At 72.0% G+C, this 17,959-nt stretch carries 17 protein-coding genes; 9 read left to right on the plus strand and 8 right to left on the minus strand.

Going from position 1 to position 17,959, the window contains the following annotated elements:
* Nucleotides 1-23: 23 nt before the first annotated feature.
* The 6 genes from K6U06_RS04445 to K6U06_RS04470 all read left to right on the plus strand — a co-directional run bounded on the left by K6U06_RS04445 (nucleotide 24) and on the right by K6U06_RS04470 (nucleotide 7,950).
* Nucleotides 24-1,706 (plus strand): ABC1 kinase family protein, encoded by a 1,683-nt coding sequence (locus K6U06_RS04445; protein ID WP_262320694.1) that lies wholly within the window; start codon nucleotides 24-26, stop codon nucleotides 1,704-1,706.
* Nucleotides 1,707-1,715: 9 nt separating this feature from the next.
* Nucleotides 1,716-2,288 (plus strand): HD domain-containing protein, encoded by a 573-nt coding sequence (locus K6U06_RS04450; protein WP_262320695.1) that lies wholly within the window; start codon nucleotides 1,716-1,718, stop codon nucleotides 2,286-2,288.
* Between the two features lie 95 nt (nucleotides 2,289-2,383).
* Nucleotides 2,384-4,255 carry a translational GTPase TypA gene (typA, locus tag K6U06_RS04455; RefSeq protein WP_262320696.1) on the plus strand — a complete coding sequence of 624 codons (1,872 nt, stop codon included), beginning with the start codon at nucleotides 2,384-2,386 and terminating at the stop codon, nucleotides 4,253-4,255.
* 97 nt (nucleotides 4,256-4,352) lie between these two features.
* Nucleotides 4,353-5,948 carry a circularly permuted type 2 ATP-grasp protein gene (locus K6U06_RS04460; protein ID WP_262320697.1) on the plus strand — a complete coding sequence of 532 codons (1,596 nt, stop codon included), beginning with the start codon at nucleotides 4,353-4,355 and terminating at the stop codon, nucleotides 5,946-5,948.
* Entirely contained in the window at nucleotides 5,942-7,111 is a 1,170-nt protein-coding gene (locus K6U06_RS04465) for an alpha-E domain-containing protein (RefSeq protein WP_262320698.1), read from the plus strand. The genes K6U06_RS04460 and K6U06_RS04465 overlap by 7 nt, the downstream gene beginning before the upstream one ends.
* The gene (locus K6U06_RS04470; protein ID WP_262320699.1) at nucleotides 7,108-7,950 is read left to right on the plus strand and encodes a transglutaminase family protein; all 843 of its coding nucleotides are present in this window, start codon (nucleotides 7,108-7,110) and stop codon (nucleotides 7,948-7,950) included. The genes K6U06_RS04465 and K6U06_RS04470 overlap by 4 nt, the downstream gene beginning before the upstream one ends.
* Nucleotides 7,951-7,994: 44 nt before the next feature.
* On the opposite strand, the gene K6U06_RS04475 is transcribed toward K6U06_RS04470, so the two are convergent.
* Nucleotides 7,995-9,644 (minus strand): isovaleryl-CoA dehydrogenase, encoded by a 1,650-nt coding sequence (locus K6U06_RS04475; RefSeq protein ID WP_262320700.1) that lies wholly within the window; start codon nucleotides 9,642-9,644, stop codon nucleotides 7,995-7,997.
* Nucleotides 9,645-9,708: 64 nt separating this feature from the next.
* A complete protein-coding gene (locus tag K6U06_RS04480; protein ID WP_262320701.1) occupies nucleotides 9,709-10,281 on the minus strand; it encodes a YqgE/AlgH family protein in 573 nt (190 codons plus the stop codon).
* Nucleotides 10,282-10,346: 65 nt separating this feature from the next.
* Here K6U06_RS04480 and K6U06_RS04485 point away from each other — a divergent pair, with 65 nt between their 5' ends.
* Complete coding sequence (locus K6U06_RS04485; RefSeq protein WP_262320702.1) at nucleotides 10,347-11,393, plus strand: glucose 1-dehydrogenase; 1,047 nt, start codon at nucleotides 10,347-10,349, stop codon at nucleotides 11,391-11,393.
* Nucleotides 11,394-11,421: 28 nt separating this feature from the next.
* On the opposite strand, the gene K6U06_RS04490 is transcribed toward K6U06_RS04485, so the two are convergent.
* The 6 genes from K6U06_RS04490 to K6U06_RS04515 all read right to left on the minus strand — a co-directional run bounded on the left by K6U06_RS04490 (nucleotide 11,422) and on the right by K6U06_RS04515 (nucleotide 16,843).
* A complete protein-coding gene (locus K6U06_RS04490; RefSeq protein ID WP_262320703.1) occupies nucleotides 11,422-12,642 on the minus strand; it encodes a hypothetical protein in 1,221 nt (406 codons plus the stop codon).
* A 109-nt stretch (nucleotides 12,643-12,751) separates the two neighbouring features.
* Nucleotides 12,752-13,600, minus strand: coding sequence for a tryptophan synthase subunit alpha (gene trpA, locus K6U06_RS04495; protein WP_262320704.1), 849 nt, complete (start codon nucleotides 13,598-13,600; stop codon nucleotides 12,752-12,754).
* The gene (gene trpB / locus K6U06_RS04500; protein ID WP_410050987.1) at nucleotides 13,597-14,760 is read right to left on the minus strand and encodes a tryptophan synthase subunit beta; all 1,164 of its coding nucleotides are present in this window, start codon (nucleotides 14,758-14,760) and stop codon (nucleotides 13,597-13,599) included. The genes trpA and trpB overlap by 4 nt, the downstream gene beginning before the upstream one ends.
* A gap of 52 nt (nucleotides 14,761-14,812) precedes the next feature.
* Entirely contained in the window at nucleotides 14,813-15,469 is a 657-nt protein-coding gene (locus K6U06_RS04505) for a phosphoribosylanthranilate isomerase (protein WP_262320706.1), read from the minus strand.
* Nucleotides 15,469-16,266 (minus strand): indole-3-glycerol phosphate synthase TrpC, encoded by a 798-nt coding sequence (trpC, locus tag K6U06_RS04510; RefSeq protein ID WP_262320707.1) that lies wholly within the window; start codon nucleotides 16,264-16,266, stop codon nucleotides 15,469-15,471. Before trpC ends, K6U06_RS04505 begins: the two co-directional genes overlap by 1 nt.
* Before the next feature lie 13 nt (nucleotides 16,267-16,279).
* Nucleotides 16,280-16,843: a biliverdin-producing heme oxygenase gene (locus tag K6U06_RS04515; RefSeq protein WP_262320708.1), complete on the minus strand. Its 564-nt coding sequence runs from the start codon at nucleotides 16,841-16,843 to the stop codon at nucleotides 16,280-16,282.
* An 80-nt stretch (nucleotides 16,844-16,923) separates the two neighbouring features.
* Between K6U06_RS04515 and K6U06_RS04520 the strand changes: the two genes are divergently transcribed.
* Both K6U06_RS04520 and K6U06_RS04525 read left to right on the plus strand, forming a co-directional pair.
* Nucleotides 16,924-17,226 carry a hypothetical protein gene (locus tag K6U06_RS04520; RefSeq protein WP_262320709.1) on the plus strand — a complete coding sequence of 101 codons (303 nt, stop codon included), beginning with the start codon at nucleotides 16,924-16,926 and terminating at the stop codon, nucleotides 17,224-17,226.
* Between the two features lie 49 nt (nucleotides 17,227-17,275).
* Nucleotides 17,276-17,956 carry a response regulator transcription factor gene (locus K6U06_RS04525; protein WP_262320710.1) on the plus strand — a complete coding sequence of 227 codons (681 nt, stop codon included), beginning with the start codon at nucleotides 17,276-17,278 and terminating at the stop codon, nucleotides 17,954-17,956.
* The last annotated feature ends 3 nt before the right edge of the window (nucleotides 17,957-17,959 follow it).

Consider the following 17,959-nt stretch of genomic DNA (forward strand, 5'->3'; position numbering starts at 1 on the left):
GGCACGATGCGCGAGCCGCCTTCATGACATCCGCCCACGAGCCGGACGCTCCCGCCGCGGTCTCCGACGGGCCGGCCGACCTGGCGGACGGGGCGTTCAGCGACGACGGCCCGTGGGTGCTCGACGTCCATCACCTCGGGTGGCGGGCCGGCACCCAGGCCCTCCGCGACGGGACGTCTCGTCAGGTGCCGGAGCTGATCCGCCGCCGGCGGCTGCCCCCGGGCGGGCGGGTGGTGCGGGTCGGATGGTCGCTCGGCACGGCGCTGGCCGGCTGGTACGTCGTCGAGCGGCGCCAGAGCCGCCGACGGGGCGACCCGTCCCTGTCGCGCGCCGGGCTGTCGCGCCGGCTGCGGGTCGCGTTCGAGCGCCTGGGGCCGACCTACATCAAGCTCGGCCAGATCCTGTCGTCGGGCGAGGGGCTCTTCCCCGCGGAGCTGGTCGACCAGTTCAAGCTGCTCAGAGACCGGGTGCCCGCAGAGAGCTTCGAAGACGTGCGCACCCTCGTCGAGGAGGAGCTGGGCCGGCCCATCGAGGCGGTGTTCTCCCGGTTCGATCCCCAGCCGCTGGCCGCGGCGTCGATCGCTCAGGTCCACGCCGCGACCCTGGTCACCGGGGAGGACGTCGTGGTCAAGGTGCAGCGCCCGACGGTGGCGTCCACGGTCCGGCGCGACCTGGCGGCGATGAGCTGGATCGCGCCGGCGCTGATCGGTCGGATCCCCGTCTCCGCGCTGGCCAACCCGCCCGCGCTGGTGGAGCTGTTCGCGGAGACCATCGTCGAGGAGCTGGACTTCCGGCTGGAAGCCGACAACATGCTCGACGTGGCCAATGTCCTGGCCACCACCGGGCAGCGGTCGCTCGTCGTGCCCCGACCCCACCCGGAGCTGGTGACCCGGCGCCTGCTCGTGATGGAACGCCTCGACGGGTTCTCGTGGGACGACGTCGCTGGGATGCAGGCCGCGGGTATCGACACGCAGGCCGTGGTCCGGGCGCTGATGATCGCGTTCTTGGAGGGCGCGGTGCTCTTCGGGGTGTTCCACGGGGACCTGCACGGCGGCAACCTGTTCGTGCGCCGGGACGGCCGGGTGGCGCTCCTCGACTACGGGATCACCGGTCGCCTCGACGAGAGCCGCCGCCTGGCGTTCCTGCGGATGCTGATGGGCGGCTCGATCAACAACCCGAGGATGCAGCTGGAGGCGCTCCGGGATCTCGGCGCGTTGCCTCCCGACACCGACCTCGACGCGGTGGTGAAGGACTTCGGCTTGGACCGGCCGCCCCAAGACGTCGGCGCCATGTCCCCGGACGAGCTGCTCAGCCAGGTCCGCGACCTGACCAAGCAGCTGCTCGCCTACGGCGCCCGGTTCCCGAAGGTCCTCATGCTGTTCGTCAAGGACCTGCTGTTTTTGGACGGGGCGCTCGCCACGTTGGCCCCCGACGTCGATCTCTTCGGCGAGGTCACGCAGATCGCCACCTACTTCACCGCCCGTTACGGCGCTCGCATCGCCGCCGACATCGGGGTGGACCCCCGCGCCAATCCCGTCGACATGGACGCGGTGCGAGCCGGGCTCGGGGTCGGCACCGACGTCGACGCGCTCACCTACCGGGATCTGCAGGCCCGCCGGGAGCTGATCCGCAAACGCATGGAGGACCACCGCCACCAAAGCGACGGGGCCGGGCGCGCCCGGCGGCGGTGGCGGCGCCGGTCGTAGAGTGACGCTGTGACCGCGACCACACCTCACCACATCGCCGCCCGGACGTCTTTCAAGACCTTCGAGGAGTCGACGAAGGAGGACTGGGCGATCATCGCGCCGCAGCTCAACGTCACCCAGAGCCTGGTCCCCGACCACGTGCTCGAGCAGCTGCGGTACTTGAAGACCGATCACGGTGGCTTCCCGGTCGACCGCTTGGAGCACTCGCTTCAGACCGCCACCCGGGCACAGCGCGACGGACGCGACGACGAGTACGTGCTGTGCGCGTTGCTCCACGACATCGGCGACACGCTGTCGCCGTTCAACCACCCGGCGATCGGCGCGGCGATCGTCAAGCCGTTCGTGTCCGAGGCCAATCACTGGATGGTCGAGCACCACGGGATCTTCCAGGGGTACTACTTCTGGCAGCACATCGGCCTCGACCAGCACGCCCGGGAAGCGTTCCGGGATTCGCCGTACTTCGAGCACACCGAGGAGTTCTGCGCCAAGTACGACCAGACCGCCTTCGACGCCGATTACCGCAGCGAGCCACTCGAGCATTTCGAGCCGCTGGTCCGGGCGTTCCTGTCCCCCAGCCGCTGAACCCCTCGTGAGCGGGCCCAGGCGGTAGTCTGGGGTGTTCGGCTCTGGCCGGACCGCCCCCCATTTCTCCACCTCTTGGACGTTCTGTGCCCCTCATGCAACGCGCCGATCTCCGCAACGTGGCCATCGTGGCCCACGTCGACCACGGCAAGACCACCCTCGTCGACGCCATGCTCCGCCAGTCCGGGGCCTTCGGCGCCCACCAGGAGCTGACCGATCGGGTCATGGACTCCGGTGACCTGGAGCGGGAGAAGGGCATCACCATCCTGGCCAAGAACACCGCGGTGCGCCGCGGCGAGTTGACCATCAACATCATCGACACCCCCGGCCACGCCGACTTCGGCGGTGAGGTCGAGCGAGGCCTGACGATGGTGGACGGCGTCTTGCTGCTCGTCGACGCGTCGGAGGGCCCGCTGCCCCAGACCCGTTTCGTGCTGCGCAAGACCCTCGAAGCCAAGCTGCCCGTCATCCTCGTGGTCAACAAGATCGACCGGCCCGACGCCCGCCCGGCGGAGGTCGTCGACGCGGTGTACGAGCTGTTCATCGACCTGGGGGCGGACGAGACCCAGATCGAGTTCCCGATCGTGTACTGCAACGCCAAGGCCGGCAAGGCGGCGATGGACCCCGACAGCGTCGACACGTCGCCGGACCTGAAGGTCCTCTTCGACCTGCTCCTCGAGCGGATCCCCGCTCCGACCTACGACGAGAGCCACCCGTTCCAGGCGCTGGTCACCAACCTCGACGCTTCCCCCTATGTCGGGCGTCTGGCGTTGTGCCGGATCCGCAACGGGCGGGTGAAGAAAGGCGACATGGTGGCGTGGTGCCGCCACGACGGCAGCATCGAGCGGGTCCGCCTCTCCGAGCTGTACATGACCGAGGCGCTCGAGCGGGTCGACGCCCCCGCCGAGGGCGCCGGGCCGGGGGACATCATCGCGGTGGCCGGCATCCCCGAGATCATGATCGGCGACACCCTGGCCGACGTGGACGACCCCCGTCAGCTGCCGATCATCACCATCGACGAGCCGTCGATCGGCATGACCCTCGGCGTCAACACGTCGCCGCTGGCCGGCAAGGCCGTCGACGGGAAAGCGCCGGGGACCAAGCTGACCGCCCGGTTCATCAAGGACCGCCTCGACCGCGAGCTGATCGGCAACGTCTCGATCCGGGTGCTGCCCACCGAGCGCCCCGACACGTGGGAGGTGCAGGGCCGCGGCGAGCTGGCGTTGGCGATCCTCGTCGAGCTGATGCGACGGGAGGGTTTCGAGCTCACCGTCGGCAAGCCGCAGGTGCTGACCCGGGAGATCGACGGGGCCCTCCACGAGCCCGTCGAGCGGGTGTCGGTCGACGTCCCCGACGACTACGTCGGGGTGGTCACCCAGATGCTGTCGCTGCGCAAGGGTCGGATGGAGACGATGGTCAACCACGGGACCACCGGCTGGTGCCGGATGGAGTGGCTGGTGCCGTCGCGGGGCCTGATCGGGTTCCGCACGGAGTTCCTGACCGAGACCCGCGGGACCGGGCAGCTGCACCACGTCTTCGAGGGCTACGAGCCGTGGCAAGGCGAGCTGCGTACCCGGCCCAACGGTTCGATGGTCGCCGACCGGCGGGGGCCCACCACCGGGTACGCGCTGACCAACCTCCAAGACCGCGGTTCGATGTTCGTCGGCCCCGGGGTCGAGGTCTACGAGGGGATGGTCGTCGGGGAGAACGCCCGGTCCGAGGACATGGACGTCAACCCGACGAAGGAGAAGAAGCTGACCAACATGCGGACCTCCTCGTCGGATCACACCATCCCGCTGATCCCGCCCCGGCAGCTGTCTCTCGAGCAGGCGCTGGAGTTCATCCGCGAGGACGAGTGCGTGGAGGTCACCCCGAGCGACGTGCGGATCCGCAAGGTGGTGCTCGACGCGTCGGACCGGGGCCGGCACCGCTCGCAGCAGTCCCGGGCCCGGGCCGCCTCGTCCTGACCCCGGCCGGTCCGTTTGGGGCGGTCCCGGCCCGCTCGGGCGTTCACGCACCGTTCAGCAACGTCGCTGAAACACGGAGGTGGTAGACCGAACCGCCGTGGGAGACCTATTCGACGGGTACGCGCCGGCGCGGACGCTCGGCACCCCCGCGTGGGACGAGATGTTCGAGGCGCCGGGCGTTGTGCGCCCCGCCGCCGCGGTCCTCCACGACGCCCTAACGTCGCTGTCGGCCAGCGAGTTCGAGGCTCGGGCCGCGGCACGCGACCGCGGCTTTCACGACCGTGGCATCACCTTCCAGCTGTCCGGCGAGGAGCGGCCCTGGCCGCTCGACTTGGTGCCGAGAGTGATCCCCGAGGCGGAGTGGACGACCCTCGAGGCGGGCGTGGCCCAACGGGTGCGGGCCCTCGAGGCGTTCCTCGCGGACGTGTACGGGACCGGGCAGATCCTCGCCGACCGGGTGGTACCCCACCGCCTGGTCACCACGTCGGTGCACTTCCATCGGGCGGCGTTCGGTGTGGAGCCGGCCAACGGGGTCCGGATCCAAGTCGCCGGCATCGACGTGGTGCGCGGCGAGGACGGGCGCTTCTACGTCCTCGAGGACAACATCCGTTGCCCGTCGGGGATCTCCTACGTGGTGGAGAACCGCCGGATGATGGCCCGGATCTTCCCTGAGCTGTTCGCCAGCCACCGGGTCTTGCCGGTCGCGTCCTACCCGGCCCGGCTGCTCGAGGCGCTGCGGGCGGCCGCCCCGGCGGGTGTCAGCGACCCGACGGTCGTGGTCCTGACCCCGGGCGTGTACAACTCGGCCTACTTCGAGCACTCCTTCCTGGCCCGCCAGATGGGGGTGGAGCTGGTCGAGGGCCGGGACCTGCTGTGCCGCAACGACACCGTGTACATGCGCACCACCGACGGGGAGCAGCGCGTCGACGTGGTGTACCGCCGGGTCGACGACGACTTCCTCGACCCGTTGCACTTCCGGCCCGACTCGCTGGTCGGCTGCCCCGGCATCCTCAACGCGGCCCGGGCGGGCAACGTGGCCATCTCCAACGCGGTCGGCAACGGGGTAGCCGACGACAAGCTGGCGTACACCTACGTGCCGGACATGATCCGCTACTACCTGGCCGAGGAGCCGATCCTCCCCAACGTCGAGACCTACCGCCTGGAGGACCCCGAGGCGCTGCACCACGTGCTCGGCCACCTCCACGAGCTGGTGCTCAAGCCGGTGAGCGGCTCCGGCGGGTACGGGATCCTCATCGGTCCGCAGGCCACCGAGGCGCAGCTCGACGCAGCCCGCGCCGCGGTCGCCGCCAACCCTCGCGAGTGGATCGCGCAGCGCCCGGTTTCGCTGTCGACCGCCCCTACCGACGTCGGCGGACGCCTGGCGCCCCGACACCTCGACCTGCGGCCGTTCGCGGTCAACGACGGCACGTCGGTGTGGGTGGTGCCCGGCGGCCTGACCCGAGTAGCTCTCCCCGAGGGCGGCATGGTCGTCAACTCCAGCCAGGGCGGCGGCTCCAAGGACACCTGGGTCACCGTCGACGGCCGGCGGGTGCCCCGGGTGCGCGCCGCGCGCGCCGCCAAGCCCGGCCGCCGGGAGGTCGCCCCGGACCCGGGCCCGGCGCTGAGCTTCGCGGGAACCGAGCAGCAGCAACAACAGCAGCAGCAGCAGCAACAGCGGCCGGCGCCGTGCTGAGCCGCATCGCGGAGAGCCTGTACTGGATCGGCCGGTACATAGAGCGGGCGGAGGACACCGCCCGGATCCTCGACGTCCATGTCCACTACCTGCTGGAAGGTCCCCTGATCGACGAGGACCTGGCGTGCCGGAACCTTCTCGCGGCGATGGGCGTCCCGGCCGCGTCGCCGGCCCCCGACGGGCTGTTCAACGCCAAGCTGGTCACCGAGCTGCTGGCGTTCGACGAGGCCAACCCCAGCTCCATCGTCTCGTCGCTGACCGCGGCGCGAGCCAACGCCCGAGGGGTCTCGGAGGCCATCTCCTCTGAGATGTGGGAGGCGCTCAACACCTCCTACAACGCCCTTCCCGGCCAGGTGGCCATCGGGCGGGGCGTCGGGCCTTACACCTTCTTCCGCTACGTCAGGGAGCGGGCGGCGATCATGGCCGGCCTCACCGACTCCACCATGTCTCGCGACGACGCCTGGCGGTTCCTCGTCATCGGCCGCAGCCTGGAGCGCATCGACATGCTGGCCCGGCTGCTGTCGACCGGGCTGCATCCCCGCGACGGTGACGGCGACGACGTCGACTGGGTGATCCTGCTGCGGTCCTGCTCCGCCCACGAGGCGTTCCTGCGCACCTACCACCGCGAGGTGGAGCCGATCCTGGCCGCCGAGTTCCTGCTGCTCGACCGGTTGTTCCCCCGGTCGATCTTCTGCGCCGTGTCGACCGCGGAGCAGTGCCTCGCCGACCTCGACCCCCGCTACGGCCGGGCCGGGATGGCCGACGAAGCCCGCAGGGTCCTCGGCCTGGTCCGCACCAACCTCGAGTTCCGCCGGATCGAGGATCTGCTCTCGGATCTGGGAGGGCAGCTGCGCAACGTGCAGACCGGCTGCTCGGCCGCGTCGGCGGCGCTGGCGGCGCGCTACTTCCGCCAGACCAGGTCGGTGGAGTGGGTCAGCGAGGGTCCGGGCATCGAGGTCGCAGCCGCCGACGGGTCGACCCGGATGGAGGCGCTGCCCGCCCCCGCCGCCGCCGGCTCTGACGCCGACAGGTTGGCGGCACTGGCGGCCGAGGAGGACCCGGTACCGGGCGCGGACGGGACCGCCGGAGACGACGCGCTGGCCGAGGACGACGGCGCCGGGGAGCGCGGCGCGTCCCCCGACGCCAGGATGGCCGGCCGATGAGCTGGCGCATCCGGGCGGAGCACACCTCCCGCTACCGTTACGCCGGGCCGGTGTACTCCTCCTACAACGAGGCTCGGGTCACGCCGCTGACCACCACCGCGCAGCTGGTGCTCGACGCCAGCGTGAAGGTCGAGCCATCCACCCGCCCCTACCGTTACCTCGACTACTGGGGCTCGGTCGTCCACGCCTTCGACATCCAGCAGCCCCACGGCGAGCTGGTCGTGACCGGCCGGTCGGTGGTGGAAACGTCGGTGCCCCGGCCGGGGTCCACCGCCGCCACCTGGTCCCAGCTCGACGACGCCCTGCTGCGCGACGACCACGCCGAGGTGCTGGCCGCCACCGCGTGGGTCCCCGCCGACGAGCGCATCGCCGAGATCGCCGCCGAGCTGCGAGCCGCGAACGACCCGGAGACCGCGGCGCGCGCCGCTGTCGCCTGGGTGCGCGACCAGCTGTCGTATGTCAGCGGTTCGACCGGAGTGCACACGTCGGCGGTGGAGGCGTGGGAGGGAGGCGCCGGGGTATGCCAGGACTTCGCGCACCTGGCGCTGGCCGCTCTGCGGGCCATGGGCATCCCGGCCCGGTACTGCTCCGGCTACCTCCACCCCAACGCCGACGCCGGGGTCGGCATGACCATGGAGGGCGAGAGCCACGCCTGGGTCGAGTACTGGACCGGGGACTGGCACGCCGTCGACCCGACCATCGGCTGGCCGATCGGGGAACGTCACGTTCTAGTCGCCCGCGGCCGGGACTACGGGGACGTCGCCCCGCTCAAGGGTGTGTTCCACGGCGGACCGACCGGTGACCTCCAGGTCAAGGTCAACCTGACCCGGCTCGGCTGACCGCCCCGACCGTCGGGGCGCCGTTCGCCGATCGCCGGGGCGGGTCAGGGCAGCTTCGGCCGGGCCCGCTCCACGATCGTCGGGGTGTCCAGCCCGGGGGGCAGGGTGCCAAACGCCCGGCCCCAGTCGCTGCCCAGCGCGTCGGCGCCGAGGCGGCTGGCGCAGAAGGCGTCGGCGACGGCGGGGTGGCCGTAGCGGACCAGCAGCGCCCCCTGGAGGACCAGGGCCATGCGCTCAACGATGCGCCTGGCCCGGGCCTCGGCGTCGGACAGGTCGGCCAGCTCGCGCTCCAGCCCAGCGACGGCGGCATCGAAACGGGCGTCCGCGCCGCCGGCCATGCGGACCTCGTCCATGTACGCCTCGAGGGCTCGGGGCTCCCGGCTCATCGCCCGCAACACGTCCAGGCAGATGACGTTGCCGGAACCCTCCCAGATCCCGTTGAGCGGGCTCTCCCGGAACAGGCGGGGCAGGATCGACTCCTCCACGTAACCGTTGCCGCCCAGGCACTCGAGCGCCTCGGCCACCAGCGGCGGCTGCCGCTTGCAGACCCAGTACTTGGCGATCGCGGTCCCCAGCCGGCGGAACGCCCGCTCGTGCTCGTCGGAGCCGGCCTGGTCGTAGGCCCGGGCCAAGCGGAGCATCAAAGTGGTGGCCGCCTCGGACTCGACCGCCAGGTCGGCCAACACCACCTGCATCAGCGGCTGGTCGATCAGTTCCTTACCGAACGCCCGGCGGTGGGCCGCGTGGTGCACGGCTTGGGCGACCGCCTGGCGCATCCCCGAAGCGGCCCCGATGACGCAGTCCAACCTGGTGTGGCTGACCATCTCGATGATGGTCGCCACCCCTCGCCCCTCCTCCCCCACCAGGTACGCGGCGGCGCCCTCCAGCTCGATCTCGCTGGACGCGTTGGACTTGTTGCCCAGCTTGTCCTTCAGCCGCTGCAGGATCACGGCGTTGCGGGTCCCGTCGGGCGCCCACCGGGGCACGAGGAAGCACGACAGGCCGCCCGGCGAGCGGGCCAGCATCAGCCACAGGTCCGACATCGGAGCGGAGCAGAACCACTTGTGGCCGGTGAGGTGGTGCGAGCCGTGACTGCCGGAGGGCTCCGCGTAGGTCGTGTTGGCCCGGACGTCGGACCCGCCCTGCTTCTCGGTCATCCCCATCCCGGCCAGCGCACCCCGCTTGGTGGGGGCCGGGGCGGAGGCGGGGTCATACACCCGGGAGGTCAAAAGCGGCCGCCACTCCGCGGCCAGCGCCGGGGCCGCCTCGAGCGCGGGAAGCACCGAGTAGGTCATGGAGATCGGGCAGCCGTGGCCGGCGTCCACCTGGCTCCACAAGTAGAAGCCCGCGGCCCGGGCCACGTGAGCGCCCGGGCGGCGCTCCGACCAAGGGGCGGCGTGCAGGCCGGCGGTGACCGCGGTCTCCATCAGCCGGTGGTAGCTCGGGTGGTAGTCGACCTGATCGACGCGATGCCCGTAGCGGTCGTGGGTCCGCAGCACCGGCGGGTAGGTGTTGGCTTCGAAACCCCACGAAATGGCCTCGGCGGACCCCGCTTTGACCCCCAACGCCCGGAGCTGATCGGCCGCCCATCCGGCTCCGTCGCGCGCCACTCCGGCGGGGAGCACAGGGTCGGATTCGAACACGTCGTAGCCTTCGAGCGGCGGTGGCTGATTGAGCACCTCGTGGGGTGACATGCGGCGAGCCTATGACCGCCCCGGCGGCCCTCGCCGGGCGGCGGCCCGGCCCGGCGGGACCTGATCAGTTGGCGGTCGGGTCGTCGGGGTAGGAGGACACCACTTGCAGCGGGCCGCGCTGGCGGCGCAGCACATCGGTCCAGAGCCGCTCGGGGTGCGGCGCGAACGGGTCGTCGCGGTCGGCGGCGACGACCCACCACGCCTCGGCGGCGAGTTCGCTCTCCAGCTGGCCTGGACCCCATCCGGCGTAGCCCGCGAACATCCGCACGTCCTGGAGCCCCTCGGCCACGCTGTCGGGGTCCAGGTCCAAGTCCAAGGTCCCCAGATCGCCGGTGACCGGGCTCCACCCTTCGCCGTCGCTGGACGCGCCGGCCGGCACCCCGCCGTCGATCCGGGCTACGCAGATGACCGCTTCTTGATTCACCGGACCACCGACGAACAGCACCGGCGGGCTGTTGGCCAGCGTCTCCCACTCGGGCAGCACCTCGTCGAGGCCCGTCGGGCTCGGACGGTTGAGGACCACCCCGATCGCCCCGTCGGCGTCGCGGGCCAAAAGCAGCACCACGGTGCGGTCGAAGTTGGCGTCGGAGAGGAGCGGGTTGGCGACGAGCAGGCAACCACGGGTCAACGCGGCCATGCCACCATCATCCCCCATCCCCGAGGCCGGCGCAGCACCAGCCCAACGCGCGTACGGTGCAGGCCATGCGCGCTGTCACCGTCGTCCCGTTGCAGTCCTCCTCGGTGGACCTCACCGACCTCCCCGAACCACCCGAGTCGGACGGGCCGGTGCTGGTCCGGACCCACGGCGTCGGTGTGTGCGGCACCGACCTGGAGATCATCGGGGGTGACTACGGGTGGGCCCCTCCCGGCGAGACCCGCCTGGCGATCGGCCACGAGTCGATCGGCGAGGTCGTCGAGGCCCCAGACGGCTGCGGCCTGGCGGCCGGCGACATGGTGGTGGCCATCGTCCGTCGTCCCGACCCGGTGCCCTGTCCCAACTGCGCCATCGGCGAGTGGGACATGTGCCGCAACGGCCGCTACACCGAGTGGGGCATCAAGGAGCACCACGGGTACGCGCGGGAGCGGTACCGCATCACCCCTGACTTCGTGGTGAAGGTGGACAGCTCCCTCGGCGACCTCGGCGTCCTGCTCGAGCCGACCACCGTCGTCGCCAAGGCGTGGGACCACATCGAGCGCATCGGCCGGCGGGCCGAGTGGAAGCCCACCACGGTGCTGGTCACCGGCGCCGGGCCGATAGGCCTCCTCGCCGCGCTGCTCGCCCGCCAGCGCGACCTCGAGGTGCACGTCGTCGACCAGGTGACCGACGGGCTCAAGCCGGAGCTCGTAGAGGCGCTCGGCGCCACCTACCATCACGGCCCGATCAGCGGCATGGGCATCGAGCCGGACGTCGCCATCGAGTGCACCGGCGTCGGCCAGCTGATCTTCGACGTGATGGAGGCCGCCGGCGCCAACGGCATCGTCTGCCTGACCGGCGTCTCGTCGGGGGGGCGGGACATCCCCGTCGACGCGGGGACCCTCAACCGCCGGCTGGTGCTGGAAAACGACGTGGTGTTCGGCTCGGTCAACGCCAACCGCCGTCACTACGAGGCCGGCGCCGAGGCTCTCGCCGGCGCCGACAAGGACTGGCTGGCCCGCCTCGTCACCCGCCGGGTGCCGCTGGCCAGCTGGCGCGACGCGTACGAACGCCAGCCCGGCGACGTGAAGGTCATGCTCGACTTCACCGCCTGACCGGGGCAGCCGGCCGGCCCGAGGCGGGTCAGCCGGCGAACGAGCCGAGGAGGCGAGGCGTCACATGGCGGCGCGCCGCGACGGACAGCACCTGCGCGGATCGCGCCTCGATCCGGCTTCCGGGGTACGAGGCGGCGCTCGGCAACCCGGCCAGGGAGCCGGTGTCGGTGGCGACGCTGACCGCCGCGAACGCCCCGCTCGCCGCGCTGCCCTCGAACGGGACGTCGAAACTGAAAATGCCGCCGTCCGCGGCCGCCAGCCAGTATCCGTGGCCCGTCGGGCTCCCGGCGACCGCGACGATCGGCTGGTTGAGGCGCATGTTGCCGGTGGAGCCGTAAAAGCCGGCGTCGCCGAACTGGAAGACCCCGCCGTCGGACGCCACCAGCCAGTAGCCCCTCATGTCGGGGGTGGCGGCCATCCCCACGATCGGCTTGTTCAGCCTCACGCCGCCCGTCGAACCGAAAAAGCCGGCGTCGCCGAACTGGAAGACCCCGCCGTCAGACGCCACCAGCCAGTACCCGCCGCCGTCAGGCGTCGCGGCCATCCCCACGATCGGCTTGTTCAACCTCACGCCGCCCGTCGAACCGAAAAAGCCGGCGTCGCCGTTGGTGAAGATCCCGCCGTCGGTGGCCACCTGCCAGAAACCAAAGCCGTCAGGCGTCGACGCCATGGCGACCACCGGGCGCGCCGGGGTGGCGTGGCCCGACGTCGAGCTGTCGACCAGGGTGGTGGGCAGCACCCCGAAGCCGTGCCACACCGCCCCGGCATCCGACAGCCAGTAGCCCGCGGAGCCGACGCCCGACTGGGCGATCGCCAGGCTGGCGCCGTCGGTGTCGGGGATTTCCGTGGTCGTCGAGCGGGTCCCGAAGTCGGTCGGCACGAACACCAGCGCCAGGGTGCAGGTCTGCCCGGCGGGCACCAGCATCCCGGTGGCGGCGCCGCTGGCGGTTGTGATGCAGCTCGGGCCGTACCTGCTGTCGGGGGCCTCGACGGGCAGGAAGTCCAGGGAACCGTTGTCGTTGCGGGCCGCGGCGAGATTGAGGCTGTCGGTGACCGAGCCGGCGTTGGTGACCTCCACCTCCTGGTACACCAGCTGGCCGACCGGGATGGCACCGAAGGGCTGGGGCTGGGCGACGAGCGCGAAGCCGCCGGTGGCGGCGTGAGCGGCCGGGCCGGTGACGACGGCCGGTACCGTCCCGCAGCAAAGCCAAGCGGCCGCGACCGCCAACCGCCCGAACCTGCTCCTCATCGCTGCGCCCCTCGTCTCCACCGGGTCGCTCGAGCCGGTTGGGTGAATCTAGGCGAGCCGGTCCGCTGAACGCCGGAGACGGCCGACGCCGGGCAACGGGCCGGTTGGCCTACCCCCGGTCCAGGGCAGCCCGGAACGCTCCGACCGCGTCGCCGACCTGCGCCGGCGAGGCACCGTCTAGGACCAGGCGCATCAGCGCCGAGGCCACTACGACCCCGTCGGCGTGGCTCGCGGCGGCGACCGCCTGCTCGGGGGTGGAGATCCCGAAGCCCATCACCACCGGTTTGTCGGTCGCGGACTTAAGCCGTTTGGCCAGTACCTGCGCGGATGCCGCCAGCGAGGTCCGCTCGCCGGTCACCCCCATGAGGTTGACTCCGTAGACGAAGCCGTGCGATCGGGCGCACAGCTCGGCCAGACGGTCGTCGGGGGTCACCGGCGCGGCGAGCAGGACCGTCTCGACCCCGCCGGCGTCCGCGGCCGGGGACCAGTCGCCGAGCTCCTCTAGCGGCAGGTCGGGCACGATGGCACCCCGCACCCCACCGTCGACGAGCATCTTCGCGAACCGGCGGTGCCCGGCCCGCAGGACCAGGTTGTAGTAGGTCATGGCCACGACCGGGACCGGGACCTCCACCGCGGCGAGGGCGTCGAGGATCGACGGCGGCGTGGCGCCCCCCTCCAGAGCACGCAGCGAGGCCTCTTGGATGGTCGGGCCGTCCATCACCGGATCGGAGAACGGGAGGCCCACTTCGACGGCGTCAGCCCCGGCGTCGACCACCGCCTGGAGCACCTCCACCCACCGGGCGCCCAGTCCCCCCGTGACGTAGGGGACCAGCAGTTTGCGCCCCGAGCTGCGAGCGGCGCGCAGCGCCGGCTCGACCGCGACCCCCCGCGCCAACGGTTCGCTGGCCTGCCACCCCTGGCGGCCGTCGGGCGGCGAAGATGCTTCCGGGCCGCTCATCGCAGCGCCGCCATGACCTGCTCCGCGTCCTTGTCGCCCCGGCCGGAAAGGGTGAGCATGACGGTGGAACCGGCGGCCACCGTGCCGTCGCGTGCGGCGCGCACCAGCCAGGCGAGCGCGTGGGCCGGTTCGAGAGCCGGGATGATGCCCTCGGTGCGGGCCAAAAGCTGCAGCGCGGCGAGTACCTCCTCGTCGCCGGCCACCTCGTAGGTGGCCCGGCCGGCGTCGGCCAGGTACGAGTGCTCCGGGCCGATCCCGGGGTAGTCGAGGCCGGCCGAGATGGAATGGGCTTCGAGGATCTGGCCCCACTCGTCTTGAAGGAGGTAGCTGCGCATGCCGTGCAGCACCCCCGGGATGCCCCTCCCAATAGCGGACCCGCCGGCGGCTTCGACCCCGACGAGCCGGGCCTGGGTGTCCACGAAACCGGCGAAGGTGCCGGCCGCGTTGGAGCCGCCGCCCACGCAGGCGACCACCACGTCGGGGTCGGCGCCGCCGAGGAGGGCCCGGCACTGCTCGCGGGCTTCGTCGCCGAGGATCCGCTGCAGCTCCCGGACCATCCACGGGTACGGGTGGGGACCCATGACCGAGCCGAGGCAGTAGTGGGTGGTTTCCACTGACGCCACCCAGTCCCGCAGCGCCTCGTTGACCGCGTCTTTGAGCGTGCGGCTCCCGGACGTGACGGGGCGCACCTCGGCGCCGAGCAGCTTCATCCGGAACACGTTGAGCTCCTGGCGCTCGGTGTCGACCTCGCCCATGTAGACGACGCACTCCAACCCGAACAGGGCGGCCGCGGTCGCGGACGCCACGCCGTGCTGTCCGGCACCGGTCTCGGCCACCAGCCGGGATTTGCCCATCTCGAGGGTGAGGAGGCCCTGCCCGATCACGTTGTTGATCTTGTGGGAGCCGGTGTGGGTGAGGTCCTCGCGCTTGAGCAGCACCCGGACGCCCAGCTCCTCGGACAGTCGCTCGCAGTCGGTGAGCGGCGTCGGGCGTCCGGCGTAGTCGGCCAGCAGCGCCCGATAGCGGGTCCGAAACGCCGAGTCGGGAGCCCACGCCGCCCGGAAGGCGGCCTCCAGCTCCTGGCAGGCGGGGACCAGCGACTCCGGAAGGAACCTCCCGCCGAAGGAACCGAAGCGGCCGTCGGCTGACGGCTCGCCCATGCGGACGGGTGCGTCGCCGCTCGGCGTCATCGTGTCGTCTCCTGCTGCCACGTCAACCTTCCTGCCAGTCGTAGGGTCCCGAAGAGTCCGGTTGCCACCCGTCGTCGGGTTCGGCGGCTCGGGCTGCGGCGATGAACGCCCGCAGCTTCACCGGGTCTTTCTGGCCGGGGGTCTTCTCCACGCCCGACACCACGTCGACACCCCACGGTTTGGTCTGGGCGACCGCGGCGGCGACGTTGCCGGGGTTGAGGCCGCCGGCGATCACCAACCGCTGCCCGCCTGGCACCTCGCTGGCCAACGCCCAGTCGAACACCTGTCCCGAACCGGGGTTGGGGGCGTCGAGGAGGATGGCGTCGGCCCCCCAGGTAGCGGCCGCGCTGACCCGGGCGTCGCCGGCCGCGAAGGCCTGCATCAGCCACGGGATCCGCCGCCGGACCCACGTCGCCTGCTCGGCGCTCTCCCGTCCGTGGAGCTGTGCACCGCGAAGACCGGCGGCCTGGACGATCTCCACCACCCGCTGGGGCGCCTCGTTGCGGAACACGCCTACGGTCATGATCTCCGACGGCAGCCGCTTCACGATGTCGGCCGCCTTCTGGGGGGCGATCTGGCGCGGCGAAGGAGCGAAGATGAAGCCGACCGCGTCGGCGCCCATGGCGACGGCCAACAGGGCGTCGTCCTCGGAGGTCGTGCCGCAGATCTTGACGAACATCAGGCCGACCGCCGGTCCCCGGCCGGTGTCCGCAGGGCCCGCACCGCGCCGGCCCGGTCGGCGGCGGTCACCACCGACTCTCCTACCAGCACCGCGTCGAATCCGGCGTCGGCGAGGCGGGCCGCGTCGGCCGGTCCCCCCACCCCGGACTCGGCCACCCGCACGACCCGGTCGGGCAGCAGCGCGGCCATCCGCGCCGCCCGGGCCCGGTCCACCTCGAAGGTGACCAGGTCCCGTTGGTTGACTCCGATCAGCTCGGCGCCGGCGTCGAGGGCGACGCCGGCCTCGTCCTCGTCGTGGACCTCCACCAGGCTGTCCATCCCCAGCCGCCCGGCGAGGGCCAGCAGATCCGACAGCTCGGCGGCGGAAAGCGCCGCGGCGATGAGCAGCACGGCGTCGGCGCCCATGATCCGGGCGTCGTACACGTCGGCGGGAGCGACGGTGAAGTCCTTGCGCAGGACCGGAAGTCGGCACGCGGCGCGGGCCGCGACCAGGTCCTGGGCCGACCCGGCGAACCACTCGACGTCGGTCAGCACCGAGAGGCACGCCGCCCCCCCGGACTGGTAGTCGCGTGCCACCGCCGCCGGGTCCAGGTCGGGGGCCAGGGGACCCTTCGACGGCGAGCGGCGCTTGACCTCGGCGATCACCGACAGGCCCGGCTCCCCGCGAAGCGCGGCCGCAAATCCGCGGGCCGGGGGGACGGCCGCGGCCTGCTCAGCCAGGCCGGCCAGGGGGCGGGTGTCGAGCGCGGCGGCCGCCCGGTGACCTTCCAGGATGCGGTCGAGGTAGGTGGGCATGTCGGGGCCGAGCCTAGGGGTCGGGGCGGCCATTGGAAAACGTGGCCCCGAACACGGCGAGGAACACCTCGAAGGCGCCGACCGCGGCCGCGACGGCCGACTCGGGATCGCGGCACGCTTCGAGATCGACGCCTAGCCGCCGGATCGACCCGTCACCGAGGGACAGGAACCGGACCGGGACCCGGGGTCCGAGCGCCGCGGCGACCCGCCGGCGCAGCACCGGCCCTCCGAGGGTGGAGCCCTCGAGCACGTAGACCACGCCCCACCCGGCCGACGCGTCGGGGGCGACGCTCGCGGCGGGCAGGTCGACGGCGCCGGCCCGTAGTTCTCGCAGGTCCCCGAGCAACGCGGCGCCGTGCGCGTCCATCCGTGCCGCCCACGCGGCGTCGGGGGCCAGGCCGCCGAAGCGTCCCTGAAGCGCCACTCGGGCGTGCTGCTGGGCGGTGAGGAAGGCGGCGTAACCGGCCGGCGACGACAACGGCGCGGCCCCCTCGACGGTCAGGTCGAGGCGGCGGTGCAGCTCCCGGGTCGCGGCGTGCAGGCGGGACCGCAGGCCGCCGGGGTCACCTGAGCGCACCAGGCGAGTGTGGCACGGCGGCCGCCAATCGGGGCCCAACGGACCTACCGGCGGGGCTCCCGCGAGAGGAGGATGGCGGCATGACCCGTAACAGCAGGTCCCTCGTCCTCGCCGCCACCGTCCTCACCGCGGGGACGATCGTGAGCCGCCGCCTCGGCTACAAGCTTGGTGGCGACACGATCGTGCGGTGCAAGCAAGGACATCTCTTCTCCACCATCTGGGTGCCAGGTGTGTCCATCAAGTCTCTGCGGCTCGGGTGGTACCGGGTGCAGCGCTGCCCGATCGGCCCCCACTGGAGCCTGGTGAAGCCGGTGAGGGAAGCCGACCTCACCGAGGAGGAGCGCCGGGAAGCCCACGCCCACCGAGACGTCCGGGTCCCGTGAGGCGCTGAGCTCACACACTTCCCTCATCAATCGCTGGCATGCTGCGCCGGTGGCAACCGACGCGGGGACCATCGTGGTCATCGAGGACGATCCCAACATCGCCGACCTGGTCGACGTCTACCTGCGCCGCGACGGGTTCCGGGTGGTGCAAGCCGCCGACGGCGAGCGGGGGTTGAAGGCCATCGACCGGGAGCGTCCCCGTCTGGTGGTGCTCGACATCGGCCTTCCGGGCGGCTTCGACGGCTTCGAGGTGTGCCGCCGGATCCGGGCCGCCGGCACCGTCCCGGTGGTCATGTTGACAGCGCGAGACACCGAGCTGGACCGGGTGCTCGGGCTGGAGCTCGGAGCCGACGACTACGTCATCAAGCCGTTCTCGCCGAGGGAGCTGGCGGCGCGGGTCAAAGCCATCCTCCGGCGCGCCGCGGGGCCGCCGCCCGACCCTCTGGCGGTGATCACGGTGGGGGATGTGGAGGTCGACGTCGCCCGGCGCGAGGTGCGCGTGAGGGGTGAGGTCGTCGCCCTGGCGACTAGGGAGTTCGATCTGCTGCGGTACCTGGCCGACAACGTCGGGCTGGCGCTGTCTCGCCGGCAGCTTCTCGACGGCGTGTGGGGTCCCGGTTGGTACGGCGACGAGCGCACCGTCGACGTGCACGTCCGCCAGCTGCGCAAAAAGCTCGGTGACACCCTCCCCCTGACCACGGTCTGGGGCATCGGTTACCGGCTCGGGTAGGCG

The sequence above is a fragment of the Acidiferrimicrobium sp. IK genome (genome assembly GCF_025499425.1).
Lineage (GTDB): Bacteria > Actinomycetota > Acidimicrobiia > Acidimicrobiales > Palsa-688 > Acidiferrimicrobium.

Excerpts from the sequence above, each read along its gene's own strand:
- K6U06_RS04485 (WP_262320702.1), top strand. The coding sequence starts at position 10,347 with ATGCGCGCTGTCACCGTCGTCCCGTTGCAGTCCTCCTCGGTGGACCTC.
- K6U06_RS04470 (WP_262320699.1), top strand. The coding sequence starts at position 7,108 with ATGAGCTGGCGCATCCGGGCGGAGCACACCTCCCGCTACCGTTACGCC.
- K6U06_RS04445 (WP_262320694.1), top strand. The coding sequence starts at position 24 with ATGACATCCGCCCACGAGCCGGACGCTCCCGCCGCGGTCTCCGACGGG.
- K6U06_RS04490 (WP_262320703.1), bottom strand. The coding sequence starts at position 12,642 with ATGAGGAGCAGGTTCGGGCGGTTGGCGGTCGCGGCCGCTTGGCTTTGC.
- K6U06_RS04480 (WP_262320701.1), bottom strand. The coding sequence starts at position 10,281 with ATGGCCGCGTTGACCCGTGGTTGCCTGCTCGTCGCCAACCCGCTCCTC.
- K6U06_RS04475 (WP_262320700.1), bottom strand. The coding sequence starts at position 9,644 with ATGTCACCCCACGAGGTGCTCAATCAGCCACCGCCGCTCGAAGGCTAC.
- K6U06_RS04505 (WP_262320706.1), bottom strand. The coding sequence starts at position 15,469 with ATGTTCGTCAAGATCTGCGGCACGACCTCCGAGGACGACGCCCTGTTG.
- trpC (WP_262320707.1), bottom strand. The coding sequence starts at position 16,266 with ATGCCCACCTACCTCGACCGCATCCTGGAAGGTCACCGGGCGGCCGCC.
- trpA (WP_262320704.1), bottom strand. The coding sequence starts at position 13,600 with ATGAGCGGCCCGGAAGCATCTTCGCCGCCCGACGGCCGCCAGGGGTGG.
- K6U06_RS04520 (WP_262320709.1), top strand. The coding sequence starts at position 16,924 with ATGACCCGTAACAGCAGGTCCCTCGTCCTCGCCGCCACCGTCCTCACC.
- trpB (WP_410050987.1), bottom strand. The coding sequence starts at position 14,760 with ATGGGCGAGCCGTCAGCCGACGGCCGCTTCGGTTCCTTCGGCGGGAGG.
- typA (WP_262320696.1), top strand. The coding sequence starts at position 2,384 with ATGCAACGCGCCGATCTCCGCAACGTGGCCATCGTGGCCCACGTCGAC.